Annotated in this window: 26 protein-coding genes and 1 pseudogene; 15 read left to right on the top strand and 12 right to left on the bottom strand. The window is 41.9% G+C overall.

Going from position 1 to position 15,625, the window contains the following annotated elements:
* Positions 1 to 29: 29 nt before the first annotated feature.
* Genes OCV36_RS07390 through OCV36_RS07425 form a run of 8 tightly spaced genes read right to left on the bottom strand, consistent with a single transcriptional unit; the run spans position 30 to position 2,985 of the window.
* Positions 30 to 230 (bottom strand): hypothetical protein, encoded by a 201-nt coding sequence (locus OCV36_RS07390; protein WP_055319872.1) that lies wholly within the window; start codon positions 228 to 230, stop codon positions 30 to 32.
* Positions 231 to 271: 41 nt separating this feature from the next.
* The gene (locus OCV36_RS07395) at positions 272 to 496 is read right to left on the bottom strand and encodes a hypothetical protein (RefSeq protein ID WP_016786877.1); all 225 of its coding nucleotides are present in this window, start codon (positions 494 to 496) and stop codon (positions 272 to 274) included.
* A gap of 2 nt (positions 497 to 498) precedes the next feature.
* Complete coding sequence (locus OCV36_RS07400) at positions 499 to 732, bottom strand: hypothetical protein (protein ID WP_061022901.1); 234 nt, start codon at positions 730 to 732, stop codon at positions 499 to 501.
* Positions 733 to 734: 2 nt separating this feature from the next.
* Entirely contained in the window at positions 735 to 1,082 is a 348-nt protein-coding gene (locus OCV36_RS07405; RefSeq protein ID WP_102445872.1) for a DUF1293 family protein, read from the bottom strand.
* Complete coding sequence (locus tag OCV36_RS07410) at positions 1,070 to 2,182, bottom strand: replication initiation factor domain-containing protein (protein WP_020699818.1); 1,113 nt, start codon at positions 2,180 to 2,182, stop codon at positions 1,070 to 1,072. The genes OCV36_RS07405 and OCV36_RS07410 overlap by 13 nt, the downstream gene beginning before the upstream one ends.
* Positions 2,172 to 2,372 (bottom strand): hypothetical protein, encoded by a 201-nt coding sequence (locus OCV36_RS07415; protein ID WP_102445873.1) that lies wholly within the window; start codon positions 2,370 to 2,372, stop codon positions 2,172 to 2,174. The genes OCV36_RS07410 and OCV36_RS07415 overlap by 11 nt, the downstream gene beginning before the upstream one ends.
* Positions 2,373 to 2,374: 2 nt before the next feature.
* A complete protein-coding gene (locus tag OCV36_RS07420; protein WP_102445874.1) occupies positions 2,375 to 2,686 on the bottom strand; it encodes a hypothetical protein in 312 nt (103 codons plus the stop codon).
* A gap of 2 nt (positions 2,687 to 2,688) precedes the next feature.
* Positions 2,689 to 2,985 (bottom strand): hypothetical protein, encoded by a 297-nt coding sequence (locus tag OCV36_RS07425; protein ID WP_102314436.1) that lies wholly within the window; start codon positions 2,983 to 2,985, stop codon positions 2,689 to 2,691.
* 201 nt (positions 2,986 to 3,186) lie between these two features.
* On the opposite strand from OCV36_RS07425, the gene OCV36_RS07430 reads away from it, so the two are divergent.
* Positions 3,187 to 3,549 carry a DUF3693 domain-containing protein gene (locus OCV36_RS07430; protein ID WP_135459247.1) on the top strand — a complete coding sequence of 121 codons (363 nt, stop codon included), beginning with the start codon at positions 3,187 to 3,189 and terminating at the stop codon, positions 3,547 to 3,549.
* Between the two features lie 667 nt (positions 3,550 to 4,216).
* On the opposite strand, the gene OCV36_RS07435 is transcribed toward OCV36_RS07430, so the two are convergent.
* Entirely contained in the window at positions 4,217 to 4,630 is a 414-nt protein-coding gene (locus tag OCV36_RS07435) for a helix-turn-helix domain-containing protein (protein ID WP_102270862.1), read from the bottom strand.
* A gap of 122 nt (positions 4,631 to 4,752) precedes the next feature.
* Here OCV36_RS07435 and OCV36_RS07440 point away from each other — a divergent pair, with 122 nt between their 5' ends.
* The 6 genes from OCV36_RS07440 to OCV36_RS07465 all read left to right on the top strand — a co-directional run bounded on the left by OCV36_RS07440 (position 4,753) and on the right by OCV36_RS07465 (position 7,203).
* Positions 4,753 to 5,895 carry a phage/plasmid replication protein, II/X family gene (locus tag OCV36_RS07440; RefSeq protein WP_102270861.1) on the top strand — a complete coding sequence of 381 codons (1,143 nt, stop codon included), beginning with the start codon at positions 4,753 to 4,755 and terminating at the stop codon, positions 5,893 to 5,895.
* Positions 5,896 to 5,904: 9 nt separating this feature from the next.
* Positions 5,905 to 6,186, top strand: a complete 282-nt coding sequence (locus OCV36_RS07445; RefSeq protein WP_102270860.1) for a single-stranded DNA-binding protein — start codon at positions 5,905 to 5,907, stop codon at positions 6,184 to 6,186.
* A complete protein-coding gene (locus OCV36_RS07450) occupies positions 6,183 to 6,398 on the top strand; it encodes a hypothetical protein (protein WP_032499644.1) in 216 nt (71 codons plus the stop codon). Before OCV36_RS07445 ends, OCV36_RS07450 begins: the two co-directional genes overlap by 4 nt.
* Positions 6,399 to 6,464: 66 nt before the next feature.
* Positions 6,465 to 6,698: an RstC protein gene (locus OCV36_RS07455; protein ID WP_076647598.1), complete on the top strand. Its 234-nt coding sequence runs from the start codon at positions 6,465 to 6,467 to the stop codon at positions 6,696 to 6,698.
* 24 nt (positions 6,699 to 6,722) lie between these two features.
* The gene (locus OCV36_RS07460; protein ID WP_261887533.1) at positions 6,723 to 6,845 is read left to right on the top strand and encodes a hypothetical protein; all 123 of its coding nucleotides are present in this window, start codon (positions 6,723 to 6,725) and stop codon (positions 6,843 to 6,845) included.
* Between the two features lie 112 nt (positions 6,846 to 6,957).
* Positions 6,958 to 7,203 (top strand): hypothetical protein, encoded by a 246-nt coding sequence (locus tag OCV36_RS07465; protein ID WP_019824186.1) that lies wholly within the window; start codon positions 6,958 to 6,960, stop codon positions 7,201 to 7,203.
* Positions 7,204 to 7,888: 685 nt separating this feature from the next.
* Here the strand turns inward: OCV36_RS07465 and OCV36_RS07470 are convergent.
* Entirely contained in the window at positions 7,889 to 8,302 is a 414-nt protein-coding gene (locus tag OCV36_RS07470; RefSeq protein WP_102270862.1) for a helix-turn-helix domain-containing protein, read from the bottom strand.
* A 122-nt stretch (positions 8,303 to 8,424) separates the two neighbouring features.
* Between OCV36_RS07470 and OCV36_RS07475 the strand changes: the two genes are divergently transcribed.
* From OCV36_RS07475 to OCV36_RS07500, 6 genes are all read left to right on the top strand, one after another.
* Positions 8,425 to 9,567, top strand: a complete 1,143-nt coding sequence (locus OCV36_RS07475) for a phage/plasmid replication protein, II/X family (protein ID WP_102270861.1) — start codon at positions 8,425 to 8,427, stop codon at positions 9,565 to 9,567.
* 9 nt (positions 9,568 to 9,576) lie between these two features.
* Complete coding sequence (locus tag OCV36_RS07480; RefSeq protein WP_102270860.1) at positions 9,577 to 9,858, top strand: single-stranded DNA-binding protein; 282 nt, start codon at positions 9,577 to 9,579, stop codon at positions 9,856 to 9,858.
* Positions 9,855 to 10,070 (top strand): hypothetical protein, encoded by a 216-nt coding sequence (locus OCV36_RS07485; protein WP_032499644.1) that lies wholly within the window; start codon positions 9,855 to 9,857, stop codon positions 10,068 to 10,070. Before OCV36_RS07480 ends, OCV36_RS07485 begins: the two co-directional genes overlap by 4 nt.
* Before the next feature lie 66 nt (positions 10,071 to 10,136).
* Complete coding sequence (locus tag OCV36_RS07490) at positions 10,137 to 10,370, top strand: RstC protein (RefSeq protein WP_076647598.1); 234 nt, start codon at positions 10,137 to 10,139, stop codon at positions 10,368 to 10,370.
* 24 nt (positions 10,371 to 10,394) lie between these two features.
* On the top strand, positions 10,395 to 10,517 hold the full coding sequence (locus OCV36_RS07495) for a hypothetical protein (protein ID WP_261887533.1): 123 nt from the start codon (positions 10,395 to 10,397) through the stop codon (positions 10,515 to 10,517).
* A 112-nt stretch (positions 10,518 to 10,629) separates the two neighbouring features.
* A complete protein-coding gene (locus OCV36_RS07500) occupies positions 10,630 to 10,890 on the top strand; it encodes a hypothetical protein (RefSeq protein ID WP_261887535.1) in 261 nt (86 codons plus the stop codon).
* Positions 10,891 to 10,927: 37 nt separating this feature from the next.
* On the opposite strand, the gene OCV36_RS07505 is transcribed toward OCV36_RS07500, so the two are convergent.
* Positions 10,928 to 12,274, bottom strand: a complete 1,347-nt coding sequence (locus OCV36_RS07505; protein ID WP_261887534.1) for an ISNCY family transposase — start codon at positions 12,272 to 12,274, stop codon at positions 10,928 to 10,930.
* Between the two features lie 376 nt (positions 12,275 to 12,650).
* Here OCV36_RS07505 and OCV36_RS07510 point away from each other — a divergent pair, with 376 nt between their 5' ends.
* Together OCV36_RS07510 and OCV36_RS07515 are read left to right on the top strand one after the other, a co-directional pair.
* Positions 12,651 to 13,904: a site-specific integrase gene (locus OCV36_RS07510; RefSeq protein ID WP_135459320.1), complete on the top strand. Its 1,254-nt coding sequence runs from the start codon at positions 12,651 to 12,653 to the stop codon at positions 13,902 to 13,904.
* A gap of 28 nt (positions 13,905 to 13,932) precedes the next feature.
* Positions 13,933 to 14,804: pseudogene (locus OCV36_RS07515) on the top strand (IS3 family transposase); the annotation flags it as partial.
* A gap of 74 nt (positions 14,805 to 14,878) precedes the next feature.
* Here OCV36_RS07515 and istB read toward each other — a convergent pair.
* The gene (gene istB, locus OCV36_RS07520) at positions 14,879 to 15,619 is read right to left on the bottom strand and encodes an IS21-like element ISVch3 family helper ATPase IstB (RefSeq protein ID WP_135459317.1); all 741 of its coding nucleotides are present in this window, start codon (positions 15,617 to 15,619) and stop codon (positions 14,879 to 14,881) included.
* Between the last annotated feature and the right edge of the window lie 6 nt (positions 15,620 to 15,625).

Raw genomic sequence — 15,625 nt, forward strand, 5'->3', positions numbered from 1 at the left:
GGTTACGACTTGAGAGACAATGTCTCCCATTAGTTCCCCATAGAGTTCATGATAGCGCGAAGACCAAAGCCAATCGCAGCAAGACCGATAAGACCAACCACAACCAAACCATAGTTAGATTGACCAGTCGTTACAGCTTCGTTGATAGCCGTTGTGATTGCAGTATTATCAGCAAATGAAGAAGCAGATACAAATGCAGTAGAACCTAGAACCAATAGACGTTTTTTCATGATATTTCCTTTTTTAAGAGTGTGTTACTAAAAGTTGACCCTTAGCCTTTGCCAAGAGTTTTTAAGATTCGTCCTAGCACATGGCCAGAAACGAAAGATAATAAAATCCAACCTGAAACAGCGGTGTAAAGTTCACTGTCGATGTTCAAAGATTGAGACGCAGAGACTAAATTGTTGTATTCAGAATCTGTGAGCATTACGAGCTGACAATCAAAGTCGGTTGACGTTCTTAAGTAACCTTGCTGAGTGGTCGTAATGCAGTTCATTGTTAAGCCTTACTTGAAGCACTTTTTTGACGATTGAGAGAGCCAATTTCAGACAAAAGAAAGTCTCTTTTAAGCTCTAAATCTCGAATCGTTCTCGTTAGAAGCAAGCGGTCAATCCAATCAATTACAAACGAGCAAACACGACCAAATAGTGAGAACACGACCATGGTAATAATTAGGGCTTCAATCAGTACATCCAAATCATCGCCAGTTAATTGATAAACGACCGTTTCCATAATTAAGCCTTGTTAGCTTTCAAAAAGTTATCGAAGTGCTTTTTAATTTCTTCATCGACTGGAACAAGATTGGTCACCAAGATATCAAGTGGATCATTTGGGTTAGCACCAAAGCTCAGTTCGTAGTCACGGTTAGCAACAAAAGCGCGAGATTGGATAAGCTGACGAGCGTAGGCCACATCAATTTTCAACGCTTGTTTGTTGTAAGGGATGTCAGTCGAGTAACCGATACCCGTTTGCTGAAACTTCTCGTTATCGACTTCTTCAACAGCACGTAGGACAGACAATTCCGCAAATTCCATATTAGATTTAGGGAAACGCTTGATAGCAATACCAGTTATTGTAGGCATATTCTTGACTCCAAAATTTCGATTTTCTGTTTAGTGTATTCGTCAGGAATACCCAACGAGGTTTCAAAGTTTGCGCGTCTATGATGCGTAGGAATGAGCATTCCGAATGCTTCACCCAAGTCACCCTCAGTCATTGCAACAACTTCAGATAGAGCTTTGCCACATTGGCGACGAACCCAAGCAATACGAGCGAAGAACTCAAGACCCGCTTTTTTCTTGTTAAGCTCAATCTTCATTGGTTCAGCAGGGTCGATACTGGCCGAGAAGTCACACAGACCAGCAAAGGCCGAAGCGGGCGAGGCGAGTAGTGCCAAATCGCACTTCTTCAATTCCACTTCATTGCGGTACCAAATTACTTCAGGGTCAGCGATGTTTTGCTCGAACTTCTTGTTGTACACACGCCAGTAGATTGCAGAGGTACGAGAGCCAACAAGAACGGCTTCCTCTGATAATTCACCGGATTGTGAAACGCGCTTATGAGGAACCATTGTCGGACCACGACCACGAGAAGCAGTGCGAAATGCTCCCTCATAAAAACATTTCTCAGCATACTTACAGTCAAAGATTCCGGTGTAGTCATCCACGCAGAGATCCAAACGGGCTAGGCGAGTGATACCCAAAAGTGACAACCACCAATGCACCTTTTTGTGAGTGGTGAAGTCGAACAACTTAGCGCAACCCGTACCATTGATTTGCACGTAGACCGTGTCATTGTTACCACCAACACCGACCAAGCCACATTCAACCGTTCCTGTAGAGTCGTAAATCACCATCGAATCTTCATAGCCATGTAAGCCACGGCCACGCATCGGAGAGATACGGAAGTTAAAGACTTTAGACATGAACTCATCAAATCTATCGGCCAAAACCTTGCGACATTTGTTACGGTGTGACTCAATTGATTTCTCTATCGCTTCTGGTGAGTTAAGGCGACCGTTGACGCTTCTCTTTTTAAACTCAGGAAACTGCATGTTGATAAAGTCTTGTTCGTTCGAGCTGTCCAAGTGTCTAAGCGAACCGTACGAAAACGAAAAGGCTAGGTGATCCACTTGAACCGGACGAATCTCATCATGGAACTTATGAGGCTTTTTAGATGGCATGGAAAACCCCTTTGACTAACAGCTCTTGATAGTTGTCGTCAGTTATCGCAACAATCTGAAATGACACCATGCCGTAGTGAGCTTCCATGAACTGGAAAAAATCACGCGGAGTCTTGAAGAAGTTATGGCCCCAAGGAAAATAGGCGTTGATGCCGTGATTGGGTTCGTTGTCGAAGTAGATTGAATCCATGATTAAAGCATCCCCAACAATTTAGCTTTAGATGAAGTCAATTCGTCATAAGCACGTTGAAGTTCTGAAGCTTCACAAATATCAATTTGACCATCATGTGACATCAAAGTAGCTGTCAGAACTTTGATTTCATCAAACTCAAGAGAAGCGGAAACAATCTCGGAATAAGCTTCATTTGAAACCTCGAAACTACAAAATTTAGACTTGGCAAAATCAACAGAGACATCAAAGAGGAAAGTAAAATAAAGAAAAGCAGCTACGAAAATAGAAAGCTCAACTTTACATTTAGACAAAAATGAAAGGACTGATTTCATGATTAACGCTCCAAACCATAGAACGAGCAGAACTGTTCAAGCTCTTGGTCGTTATCAAACGTAAGCGTGAAAGAGTCTTCAGAGTTATAAAGCGGATTCTTATAGCTGACAGTGTGGAAAAGTTCTTCACCGATAGTGCGTTGGCCAAACTCAAGTTCGCTAACAAGGAACTCAAAGCAGATTTCTAGTGGTGAGTTATGAAGAGACACGGACGCGTGTGTGAAATCTGGATAGTTAGAGAAGCTGACGTGTTCAGATTTGAGCACAGAGCCGTATTGAATCGATTCAACTGTAAACATAACAACCACCTTGACTGATTATTGAGAATTGGGATTGACCGTCTAAGTTGAGCTATAAGCGTCAAGGGCAAACAGCCCAAACCTAGACAGCCAAATCAGGTTAGTCCCGATTTGTGTTAATCCTAATTAACGGAAATCGGAATTACAAGTAAACAAAAATCGCAACTAATGGGCTAAAATGAACAAAATGGAGGTGTACTTATGTACCAAGATAAAATCTTAAATGCCTATAAACAGGCTCAAAACTACGTACAAGATAAGCAAATAGCGCATGACTTAGGGATTACACCTCAGAAGATTTGCAAAATTAGAAGCGGAGAACGCTATCTAACTGAAACTGAAGCACTTTTTATTGCTGAAAGGATTGGTTTGTCAGAAGAAGAAGTCTTAGTGTACTTAGCCGCTGACCGCAGCAAAAATCATAAGGCTCAGGTAGCTTGGCAGAACATCGCAAAAAAGTTTAACGGGCTTAATATGTCAGGTGTATCAATGGCTTGTGGTAGTTTGGCGTTACTGGCGACCACCCCAGTTGACCCCACGATTCAGTGCGTATTATGGGTCTAAATTATGTTGAGTGGTTTGCTGTGCTTAACTGAATAAGAACGTGGGTGAGTAACATGCTCAATGAGGAGGTCAGCTTGTCTGGCCTTTTTGATGCCCGTTAGGAAAATCGTTGTTAGAAGTTAACCCGTAACATAATTTGCACAATGCGCATTGAATCGCCCCTGTATTCGCAAGCGTAGCGCGCCAGTGTTTGAGATTTATCGAGTTCTTTTGCCCCGCAGGGATAAGGGCATTCGATACAGTTCTTGGACATGACTCTCCCAAATGCCCGAAAAGCAGCGAAGCGTTACTCCCTCCAAAGAAGATCACAAAACCTTCCTTTCATTTTGCCAGAATAGCTTTTTGGTACAGAGCACTCCCAATTTTCATTTCTATCGATTACTCGACGTTTGACGACGAACAAGGACGGCGAAGACTGAGCAAGGACGGTGAGAAGGAGAAAAGGAGAAGAAAGCCACCGAACACCGAGGCAAGCGAAGCGCGGGGTCGGGGCTTTCCTTTTCGAATGTCCACTATCTTTAATAGTGGATTCTTGTACCATTTTGGTATTTTCAGCTCAAAAAAAATGACCTCAAAGGGTCATCTTCAAAATCTCAATCGGTCACCCGAAGGGTTGGGGTTCCTGTAACACCCCAACTAACTGCGGACATCCGCACAAACACCGGTTTTATGCACTCTCATCTTCGATAGATTTTTTATCCATTTCTTCTGTTCTTCCATCAAAAATAGATATTCCAAAAATGGTGTTATGTTCGACCATATCTTGCATGCTTTTAGCTATGCAGTATTTATCTATGATGGCTAACAAGATGTTTTTATCCTTCTCTGGTAGCTTTTGCATTCTCTCCAAAGCAATTGCAAGTAAGGCATCCAAACTTGTTTGTGATACATCACTCAGCAAGGCATTTGGAGTGCATTCCAAGGCTTTGCTGATCGCATATATAGTGCTTAGTTTTGGGTCGGTATCATTTCTTTCTATTTTTGAAATCTGCCCCAATCGAATACCGCAATTTTTTGCTAACTCACCTTGAGTCCATCCTTTATCACGTCGCAAACGCTTTAAATTATCACCTATAGACATAAATTTACCCGCTCATTAATCTTGTAGGATTAATTATAACCCTATATATTACCCCTACCGACATAATTAATCCTGTAGGGTTAATTAAATTCATCATGTAAGAGTATTGACAGGGTTTTCATTTGTTCTTTATCGACCAACTATTCATGCAACAAGATCACCACGAGGGGAACCTTCCTCTTGTGGGACGTCATGTTATCGAAAGGGTTGAATTAGAAACTGGTGAAAACCTTCCACCGACGGTTAATCAGAAAATTTTAGAAGGCTCATTCAGTACAAAGCTAACTATTCGATGTAACGGTACTCGGGTTCGAGTTGAAGGAAATCCGTCGCGCTGGCAGCGTATGGACAACCTCTTTGGTTTGCAGACGCTTGATGAGTGTGTGGCGATTTATAACCATATTTTAGCCTCATATGACTTGCCTCCGTTTACAAAAAATACCCGTTTTGCTCATCGTCAATCTGCTGATGGTAAATCGTCTTCATTGATTGGTAATGGTGCTGAAATCACATCGATAGATTGGACTCGAAATTTAGCTGTAGGGAAGGGTAAAGAACGTTCTTTTATTCGAGGTCTTTCTTCTATGCAGATTGGTCGAGGGCGAAAACCTAAACTTTATCCTGATGGTAATACCTGTAACTGGGGTGAAGGGTCGACTTGGATAATGGACAAACTCTATGCAAAGGCGGTTGACTTACAGAGACATTTATTAAAAGACCAACGAAAAAAAGAAGGGGTATCAAAAGAAGCATTAGATTACGTGAACAAGCTTATTGATTATTGCGAGTCATTCGGTGTTGTTCGAGAAGAGCACAGTTTGAGACAGGCATTATTAAAACGACACGACTTACAATTTTACGGCATCACAACAGAACAAGATTTTTATAATCACTTACAAGACATTGAGAATGCTATGAAAACAACACAAATATCATACGACGAACATCAATCCTTTGCAGACCAACTTTTATCTCTAGGCGTAGTGAAAAGTCGACAAGCAGCCAACGCAACGCAAAGTTACGCCATTATGTGGCAACACGGAACAAATTTAAGAAGTGTTTTAAAGGACCGTCAATTTTACGAACACAAAGCGCGCCTAAAAGCGATTGGTATCGATATCGGTCAACAATTCGATGTTAGTCGGATGTGTCCAACGCTTAAACGTTCTGAGGTTATCGAGGTTCAGCCACTTAAGATTCCGCCTTGGTACAAGATGCCAGTTGTAGCCGAAACTAATATTCTACCTTTCAAAGCCTACGCATAGGAAAACACCATGTTAAAAATCGAAGTATTCAAAGAAGACGTAAGAGTTACACCCAGAACCATGCCAGGGAAAGACGGCAAGCCACCACGTACTATTTACGAACAAGACGCTTATGCGCATTTACAAGGTCGTTTTCCAACGCTCACAAAGGTTCAACTGGAAGAAGGTCAACCACCTTATGAAGCCGGATTTTATACCTTTCATAGCTCTTCTTATATCGTTAATAACTTTGGCACTGTGGAGCTAAAGAAGTACGGAAAAATCATCACACCTCTGGAGTTGGATTTATGATTTGGAATTTACCTAAGCGTACCATTCACTACAAAGGTGGACTGACCATGGTGAGCCGTGAGGATGACCCTAAATATCAGTGTACATCTTGCTACAAACCATTCTTTGAAGATGAGGTTTTCATTGGTGCATTTCTTTCAAAAATTGAGTGTCCTAATTGCCAATCAGCATTGAGAGTTCTTACAGAATCAGAACCACTCATTACCAAATAAAACAAAGCCCGTAACTGCTAGAACAGCTACGGGCTTCTATCACAATCAACTATACGAGAGTTAATTATGAGTTTCCAAGAGTACACGCTAACGGATGTTTCCGACAAGGTTAATGATCTTCACGATATGTCTCTTTTCTTAAATTCAGGTTCTTACACCGAAGAAATAGGCGACAAATTAACATTTCATATGATGGAAGAAATTGAGACGTTACAGAGCATGCTTAGTTTTATTCGAATCTATCCACAGATTCAGGCTCAAGAGCAGCTAGACAGCCCCCAGAAAGAACTTACGCCTTAGTGCGTATTATGAAAGGAGTGTTAAATGCAAAGTTTTATTCAGGCATATGATTTTGTTTGTTGGCATTTGCCATTGTGGGTGGCTGCTTATGGCTTGTGGTGGATGTTCTGGTCATGGCTTGGTGCTGATGTTCGTCATTCTCGTTAAGTGCGTATTATGATTTTTATGTTTGCTATCAAAACACGCACCGGTTCCTGGACTCGAGTTATTATTTTGCTACCATAATCAAACCAGGTAATTTCTGCAGAAAGGAAAAATGATGGCAATTACAATTCGAGACACAACAGAGCATGAGAAAATGCTTTCAGACCTAAAAGACCAAACCAACACGTCTACAATGAGTAAGGCTTTAATCAAGGGTGGTTATGAGGCTTTGAAGTATCGAGAGCTTTACTTATCAGAGGTTCGCAAGAATGAGCAGCTTAGAGATAAGCTGTATCGTAATGGTAAGGCCGTTTCTGGTTATCTGGATGCCTTAGACGGTCTTAAACAAATTAGCTCTTAGTGCGTATTATGGGTCTAAATTATGTTGAGTGGTTTGCTGTGCTTAACTGAATAAGAACGTGGGTGAGTAACATGCTCAATGAGGAGGTCAGCTTGTCTGGCCTTTTTGATGCCCGTTAGGAAAATCGTTGTTAGAAGTTAACCCGTAACATAATTTGCACAATGCGCATTGAATCGCCCCTGTATTCGCAAGCGTAGCGCGCCAGTGTTTGAGATTTATCGAGTTCTTTTGCCCCGCAGGGATAAGGGCATTCGATACAGTTCTTGGACATGACTCTCCCAAATGCCCGAAAAGCAGCGAAGCGTTACTCCCTCCAAAGAAGATCACAAAACCTTCCTTTCATTTTGCCAGAATAGCTTTTTGGTACAGAGCACTCCCAATTTTCATTTCTATCGATTACTCGACGTTTGACGACGAACAAGGACGGCGAAGACTGAGCAAGGACGGTGAGAAGGAGAAAAGGAGAAGAAAGCCACCGAACACCGAGGCAAGCGAAGCGCGGGGTCGGGGCTTTCCTTTTCGAATGTCCACTATCTTTAATAGTGGATTCTTGTACCATTTTGGTATTTTCAGCTCAAAAAAAATGACCTCAAAGGGTCATCTTCAAAATCTCAATCGGTCACCCGAAGGGTTGGGGTTCCTGTAACACCCCAACTAACTGCGGACATCCGCACAAACACCGGTTTTATGCACTCTCATCTTCGATAGATTTTTTATCCATTTCTTCTGTTCTTCCATCAAAAATAGATATTCCAAAAATGGTGTTATGTTCGACCATATCTTGCATGCTTTTAGCTATGCAGTATTTATCTATGATGGCTAACAAGATGTTTTTATCCTTCTCTGGTAGCTTTTGCATTCTCTCCAAAGCAATTGCAAGTAAGGCATCCAAACTTGTTTGTGATACATCACTCAGCAAGGCATTTGGAGTGCATTCCAAGGCTTTGCTGATCGCATATATAGTGCTTAGTTTTGGGTCGGTATCATTTCTTTCTATTTTTGAAATCTGCCCCAATCGAATACCGCAATTTTTTGCTAACTCACCTTGAGTCCATCCTTTATCACGTCGCAAACGCTTTAAATTATCACCTATAGACATAAATTTACCCGCTCATTAATCTTGTAGGATTAATTATAACCCTATATATTACCCCTACCGACATAATTAATCCTGTAGGGTTAATTAAATTCATCATGTAAGAGTATTGACAGGGTTTTCATTTGTTCTTTATCGACCAACTATTCATGCAACAAGATCACCACGAGGGGAACCTTCCTCTTGTGGGACGTCATGTTATCGAAAGGGTTGAATTAGAAACTGGTGAAAACCTTCCACCGACGGTTAATCAGAAAATTTTAGAAGGCTCATTCAGTACAAAGCTAACTATTCGATGTAACGGTACTCGGGTTCGAGTTGAAGGAAATCCGTCGCGCTGGCAGCGTATGGACAACCTCTTTGGTTTGCAGACGCTTGATGAGTGTGTGGCGATTTATAACCATATTTTAGCCTCATATGACTTGCCTCCGTTTACAAAAAATACCCGTTTTGCTCATCGTCAATCTGCTGATGGTAAATCGTCTTCATTGATTGGTAATGGTGCTGAAATCACATCGATAGATTGGACTCGAAATTTAGCTGTAGGGAAGGGTAAAGAACGTTCTTTTATTCGAGGTCTTTCTTCTATGCAGATTGGTCGAGGGCGAAAACCTAAACTTTATCCTGATGGTAATACCTGTAACTGGGGTGAAGGGTCGACTTGGATAATGGACAAACTCTATGCAAAGGCGGTTGACTTACAGAGACATTTATTAAAAGACCAACGAAAAAAAGAAGGGGTATCAAAAGAAGCATTAGATTACGTGAACAAGCTTATTGATTATTGCGAGTCATTCGGTGTTGTTCGAGAAGAGCACAGTTTGAGACAGGCATTATTAAAACGACACGACTTACAATTTTACGGCATCACAACAGAACAAGATTTTTATAATCACTTACAAGACATTGAGAATGCTATGAAAACAACACAAATATCATACGACGAACATCAATCCTTTGCAGACCAACTTTTATCTCTAGGCGTAGTGAAAAGTCGACAAGCAGCCAACGCAACGCAAAGTTACGCCATTATGTGGCAACACGGAACAAATTTAAGAAGTGTTTTAAAGGACCGTCAATTTTACGAACACAAAGCGCGCCTAAAAGCGATTGGTATCGATATCGGTCAACAATTCGATGTTAGTCGGATGTGTCCAACGCTTAAACGTTCTGAGGTTATCGAGGTTCAGCCACTTAAGATTCCGCCTTGGTACAAGATGCCAGTTGTAGCCGAAACTAATATTCTACCTTTCAAAGCCTACGCATAGGAAAACACCATGTTAAAAATCGAAGTATTCAAAGAAGACGTAAGAGTTACACCCAGAACCATGCCAGGGAAAGACGGCAAGCCACCACGTACTATTTACGAACAAGACGCTTATGCGCATTTACAAGGTCGTTTTCCAACGCTCACAAAGGTTCAACTGGAAGAAGGTCAACCACCTTATGAAGCCGGATTTTATACCTTTCATAGCTCTTCTTATATCGTTAATAACTTTGGCACTGTGGAGCTAAAGAAGTACGGAAAAATCATCACACCTCTGGAGTTGGATTTATGATTTGGAATTTACCTAAGCGTACCATTCACTACAAAGGTGGACTGACCATGGTGAGCCGTGAGGATGACCCTAAATATCAGTGTACATCTTGCTACAAACCATTCTTTGAAGATGAGGTTTTCATTGGTGCATTTCTTTCAAAAATTGAGTGTCCTAATTGCCAATCAGCATTGAGAGTTCTTACAGAATCAGAACCACTCATTACCAAATAAAACAAAGCCCGTAACTGCTAGAACAGCTACGGGCTTCTATCACAATCAACTATACGAGAGTTAATTATGAGTTTCCAAGAGTACACGCTAACGGATGTTTCCGACAAGGTTAATGATCTTCACGATATGTCTCTTTTCTTAAATTCAGGTTCTTACACCGAAGAAATAGGCGACAAATTAACATTTCATATGATGGAAGAAATTGAGACGTTACAGAGCATGCTTAGTTTTATTCGAATCTATCCACAGATTCAGGCTCAAGAGCAGCTAGACAGCCCCCAGAAAGAACTTACGCCTTAGTGCGTATTATGAAAGGAGTGTTAAATGCAAAGTTTTATTCAGGCATATGATTTTGTTTGTTGGCATTTGCCATTGTGGGTGGCTGCTTATGGCTTGTGGTGGATGTTCTGGTCATGGCTTGGTGCTGATGTTCGTCATTCTCGTTAAGTGCGTATTATGATTTTTATGTTTGCTATCAAAACACGCACCGGTTCCTGGACTCGAGTTATTATTTTGCTACCATAATCAAACCAGGTAATTTCTGCAGAAAGGAAAAATGATGGCAATTACAATTCGAGACACAACAGAGCATGAGAAAATGCTTTCAGACCTAAAAGACCAAACCAACACGTCTACAATGAGTAAGGCTTTAATCAAGGGTGGTTATGAGGCTTTGAAGTATCGAGAGCTTTACTTATCAGAGGTTCGCAAGAATGAGCAGCTTAGAGATAAGCTGTATCGTAATGGTAAGGCCGTTTCTGGTTATCTGGATGCCTTAGACGGTCTTAAACAAATTAGCTCTTTGTCAATCCCATTTTAAAATGTCCTCATTTGTCCCAAATAGAAATGTCCCGTTGTTAGGTCTTTCGACTGGAGGTTTTGAATGGTTCGGTGAGCACTGGGTTGATGGCTCGAGGGGCTGTTTGAAGGGCTCTTTGTTGTGCACGGCGCTTGGGCGCTTTCTTACTGCGGGTTCGTTGCTGTTGTTGTTCGAATTCTTCTTGTTGTTGCTGAGCAAATTTTAAAACTTGGCCGAGGCGTTTGTTGTCGACGATTTGGGTTTGTTGAACGTGCTCGAGTTTGTCGAAGGTTTTGAATTCGAGTTTTCGATGCCCGTATTGGATGGCGATTTCACCGTTTGGGTAGTCGAGTACCTTGACATGTTCGTGCGCTAGTCGGCTGTTTTCTTCAGTAGGTTCAATGAGATAAATCACTTTATCGTATTGAAATGTCAGCGACTTTGAGAGCTTGCGGGTTTCTTGCCAACTGAAAATATCGTCGAGTTCTTGCTTGGACTCTCGAACCGGACGATGCATGTTTTTTGGGTATTGAGCGGGCTTAGCAAAGCGATGGTTAAAATCGGCGATGAAGTAGGGAAGCCAGGCGTTGGCTTGTTCGATGGTGTCGATACCTTGTAAGCGCATCTCTTTAACCAGTCGGTCTTGCAGCGTGAGGTTGGCTCGCTCAACGCGGCCTTTGGCTTGGGAGCTGTTGGCACAGATGAGTTCTATCGCCAGTTCTTTCAACACGCGCCCGTATTGAGTTTGGCCAACTTGTTTGTGTTTCTCCTGATTCACTCGAAAAATAGAGTGCTTGTCACTGTAAAATGCGATGGGCTTACCGTGCTCATTGAGGTATTCACGCGTGGTCATCATGTAGTCAAACGCGGATTCTGTCTCGCTGAATCTTAGGTTCATCAGACGGCTAGTCGCATCATCAATGAACACCAATAGGCAGCATTTGTCACAGCGGCCTTCAAACCAGTCATGATGGGAGCCGTCAATTTGGATAAGTTCACCCAAGCAATCACGACGGTAACGAGGCTGATAGACCCGAGGTTTGCGTTGTGAATGTGGAAGCCACAGTCCGTCGGCGATCATCCATTGACGTAAAGTTTCGTTTGATATGGGCAAGTTGTGCAGCTCAGATAACTTTTCTTGAGCGAGTGTTGGTGAGAAGTCGCTGTAGTTTTCACGGACAAGGCTTAGCACCGAGTTTCGATAACCACTTGAATAACGATGATTGCTAGGCTTACCGCGAGCGCGATGAGCCAATCCGTTCGCACCGTATTTACGAAGTCGGTTCATCAGGCGTTGGATGTGACGGACACTCAAGCTGAGGATCTCGGCAGCATCGGCCCGACGTATCCGTCGCTGACACACATCTTCAATTACTTTAAAACGATTGATCTCTGAATCACTCATAGTCACCAGCATGTTGTTATGTCCATAGCGTTTACCAATATCAATTAAGCCTAGTGGTGATGAGCTAAAGGGACATTTTAACTTTGGAAAATAGTGACATTACAACTTTGCGCTTACACTCTTAGTGCGTATTATGTATATTATGTTAAATTTGAAATGTATTAACTTCTGTTCATCAACTTCCCCGCGTCTCTTCTGGAACAAAGCATTGAACATAACTTATTTACCATAAAATATATAATAATCAGGTATTTAATCCTTTCAGGATTATCTTCCTGGTTATTAATAGCAACTGAATAATTGGTTACTTTGACAGGCAAAATCTCGTGTCCTACATTTGTACATATACGCTAAATCTCTAGTTGGTGATTTGTACATGTATAAAGTCGAAAATTGTAATGATGAGTTCTACTGTCTCTTCGATTTGGAAACAGCAACGACACCGTTATTGGCGCTAAGGTATCTTGAGTCCGAGTTGTTAGAAAAAGCCTTAGGCACACAAAAAGCCTATTTGGAATCAGTAAAGCTGTTTTATGATTTCTGGTTAGCCAAATTTGGCGTTACGCTCGATTACTCTTTTCATAAAAGTGAATATACCAACGTTACCGCTATCGCCGATCAAGTGATCGCATTTTGGGATTACCTACTCGCTGGCAAATTGATTACCAATGTTGTGGCGCTACCGAATGGCAACATTAAGGCATTTAATAAAGTTAAAGCTACTTCAGCGAAACGATGTCGCGATATTTGTCAATTTATACACTTTTTATCGGATACCTACCTTAACTCAGGTTATGTCTTTGATGACTTAACGACTCTAAGACGCTATCGAGCTGATGTCAAAGTTCAGCTCGATGAGCTAAAAAAGAAGTTTTCTCAATGGCTTAGGTCTAATAAAGAATCAACTTCTTATGATCATTTACGTAGTCTTACTCCAGAACAATTCCAAGACTTTATTCAAGTTATTACTCCCAATAAAGCAAAGCCAAAACTCGCAGGATTTGAGATTTTGCAGGTCAATGCTCTAAACCCAATGATTAGCTTTGAAGTTCAAATGCGTAACTATGTTCTCATTACTTTACTGGTTCGCTATGGATTACGTATTGGAGAATCCCTACTTCTGCGAGAGAACTCCTTTCTCCCTTATCGATTGGATGAATCAAGATTCTTGATGAGAATTAGAACGTTTCAGAAAGAAGACTTAGATGACAAAACTATCGATGATGCACGTACATATAAACCCCAAATTAAGACTGTGGATAGTGTCAGAGATATTGATATATCAATAGCTCACTACAAGCAAATTATGTTTTATTACAGATACATTCGTCCAAAAAATTGTGACCATAATTTTATTTTCTCTTCGTCTATGAAGCCGTATAAACCGATCGCCTACTCTACCGTAATGTCAGAATTTAAAGCGTACACTAATAGTTTTAAGGAAAGTTTCCCACTACATTTTGATACCCATTATGCTGAATCTATTGAAGGTGATATTACCCCGCATTGGTTGAGACACACTTGGGCATATGGGACATTATGCGTCATTTATGAGGAAGTTAAGAGAGAGTACATAACGTCTGGTGTAGTGAATTTTGATCCGCACCAGAAGTTTTGGACACTGAGTTAAGTGAGTACAATCACTAACGAGGTGAACAATGACAACTAAGAAAACACGAATTAAACATGCTCCTGAATTTAAAGCCGAAGCGCTTAAGTTAGCAGAGAAAGTCGGTGTCGCTGCCGCCGCACGACAGCTTTCGCTATATGAATCTCAAATTTATGGGTGGCGTAAAGCCGTCAAAAAAGATGCGAAAATCAGCGATAGAGAAAAGGAACTAGCCACTGAAAATGCCAAACTCAAACGATTATTGGCAGAGCAAGCTGAAGAGCTAGATATCGTAAAAAAGGCCGCCACCTACTTCGCGAAAAATCTAAAGTAGATTGCTATGAGTTTATGCTCGAACACCTGATGCAGTATAAGGTTGTCCGTATGGCTAAGGTGTTTGGGGTTTCTCGAAGTGGGTTTTATTATTGGATTGATAATCGGCATAAAGTCACCCAACGCAACGAACACCGAAAGCAGCTTGATAGCAAAGTTCGTGAAGTCTTTGATGATAAAAAGGAGCGTGATGGTGCAAGGCGCATTCAAAAAGAACTTGAAGAAAATGGTAATAAACACGATGTAAAAACCATCGCCGCGAGCATGAGGCGTCAGGGGTTAGTTGCGAAGGCCGCCCGTAAATTCAAATGTACGACAGACAGTAAGCATAGACTTCCTGTAGCCCCGAATTTGCTTGAGCAAGACTTTAATGCGACAGCACCAAACCAAAAATGGGCTGGAGATATCACTTATCTAGCGACAAGCGAAGGCTGGATGTATTTAGCCGTTGTTATCGACTTGTACTCACGGCAAGTAGTTGGTTGGTCAATGAGTACCAGAATGACCGCAACTCTGGTCTGTGATGCGCTATCAATGGCATTGTTCCGCAGAGGCATGCCAGAAGAAGTGATTATCCATAGTGTGCGTATTTCGGTGATTGCGATCGCTCGTTTCGGTTTATTCCGATCACCTGATCCTACCGTTTTTCTCTCTTCTTATTTTTACTCTAAGTGATCGGATTGCGCCAGTTTTCTCATTGACTCACCTCCCAGTTCTATTCTATGACTATTGTGTACTAACCGATCCATTAGCGCGTCCGCGACGGTGGCGTTGCCGATCATGTTGTACCACTCCCTTACAGGTAACTGGCTGATGACGATTGTGCTGCTGTTTTGATAACGCTCTTCCAGCACTTCTAATAAGTGACCCGCATGCTCTTGAGTGAGTTTTTCCATCCCCCAGTCGTCGAGGATCAGTAAGGTTTTCTTAGCCAGCGATTGGAGTTGCTTTTGATAGCTACCATCCAGACGACCAGCGGTCAGGTCGTCAAGCAAGCGAGTTAATCGGTAGTACTTAACCGTTTGTTGTTGGTCACAGGCGCTGGTTGCCAGTGCGCAGGCAAGATACGTTTTGCCTGCGCCTGTTGGGCCTGTAACCAAGATGTTCTGGTGTTTGTATAGATAACTGCCCGTCAGAAGTTCGCTCATCTGTTTACGATTGAGGTTTCGTCCCTCCTTATAGATGAGTTGGCTCGGCTGCGCATCTACTCTCAGCTTGGCTTGTCGTTTTAAGCGTTGGATTTTGCTCTGATTGCGATTCAAGATCTCGCTTTCCAGAAGTAGGCTTAGCCTTTCCTCGAAGTCCAGTTCTGCGTAGGTGGTCAGTTGCTCTTGCTGCTGCTCTAATGCTTTCGCTACATGGCTCAAGCGTAGGGTTTTGAGTTGGTCGTTCAGTGCATTCATATCCTT

The sequence above is a fragment of the Vibrio echinoideorum genome (genome assembly GCF_024347455.1).
GTDB classification, from domain to species: Bacteria; Pseudomonadota; Gammaproteobacteria; order Enterobacterales; family Vibrionaceae; genus Vibrio; species Vibrio echinoideorum.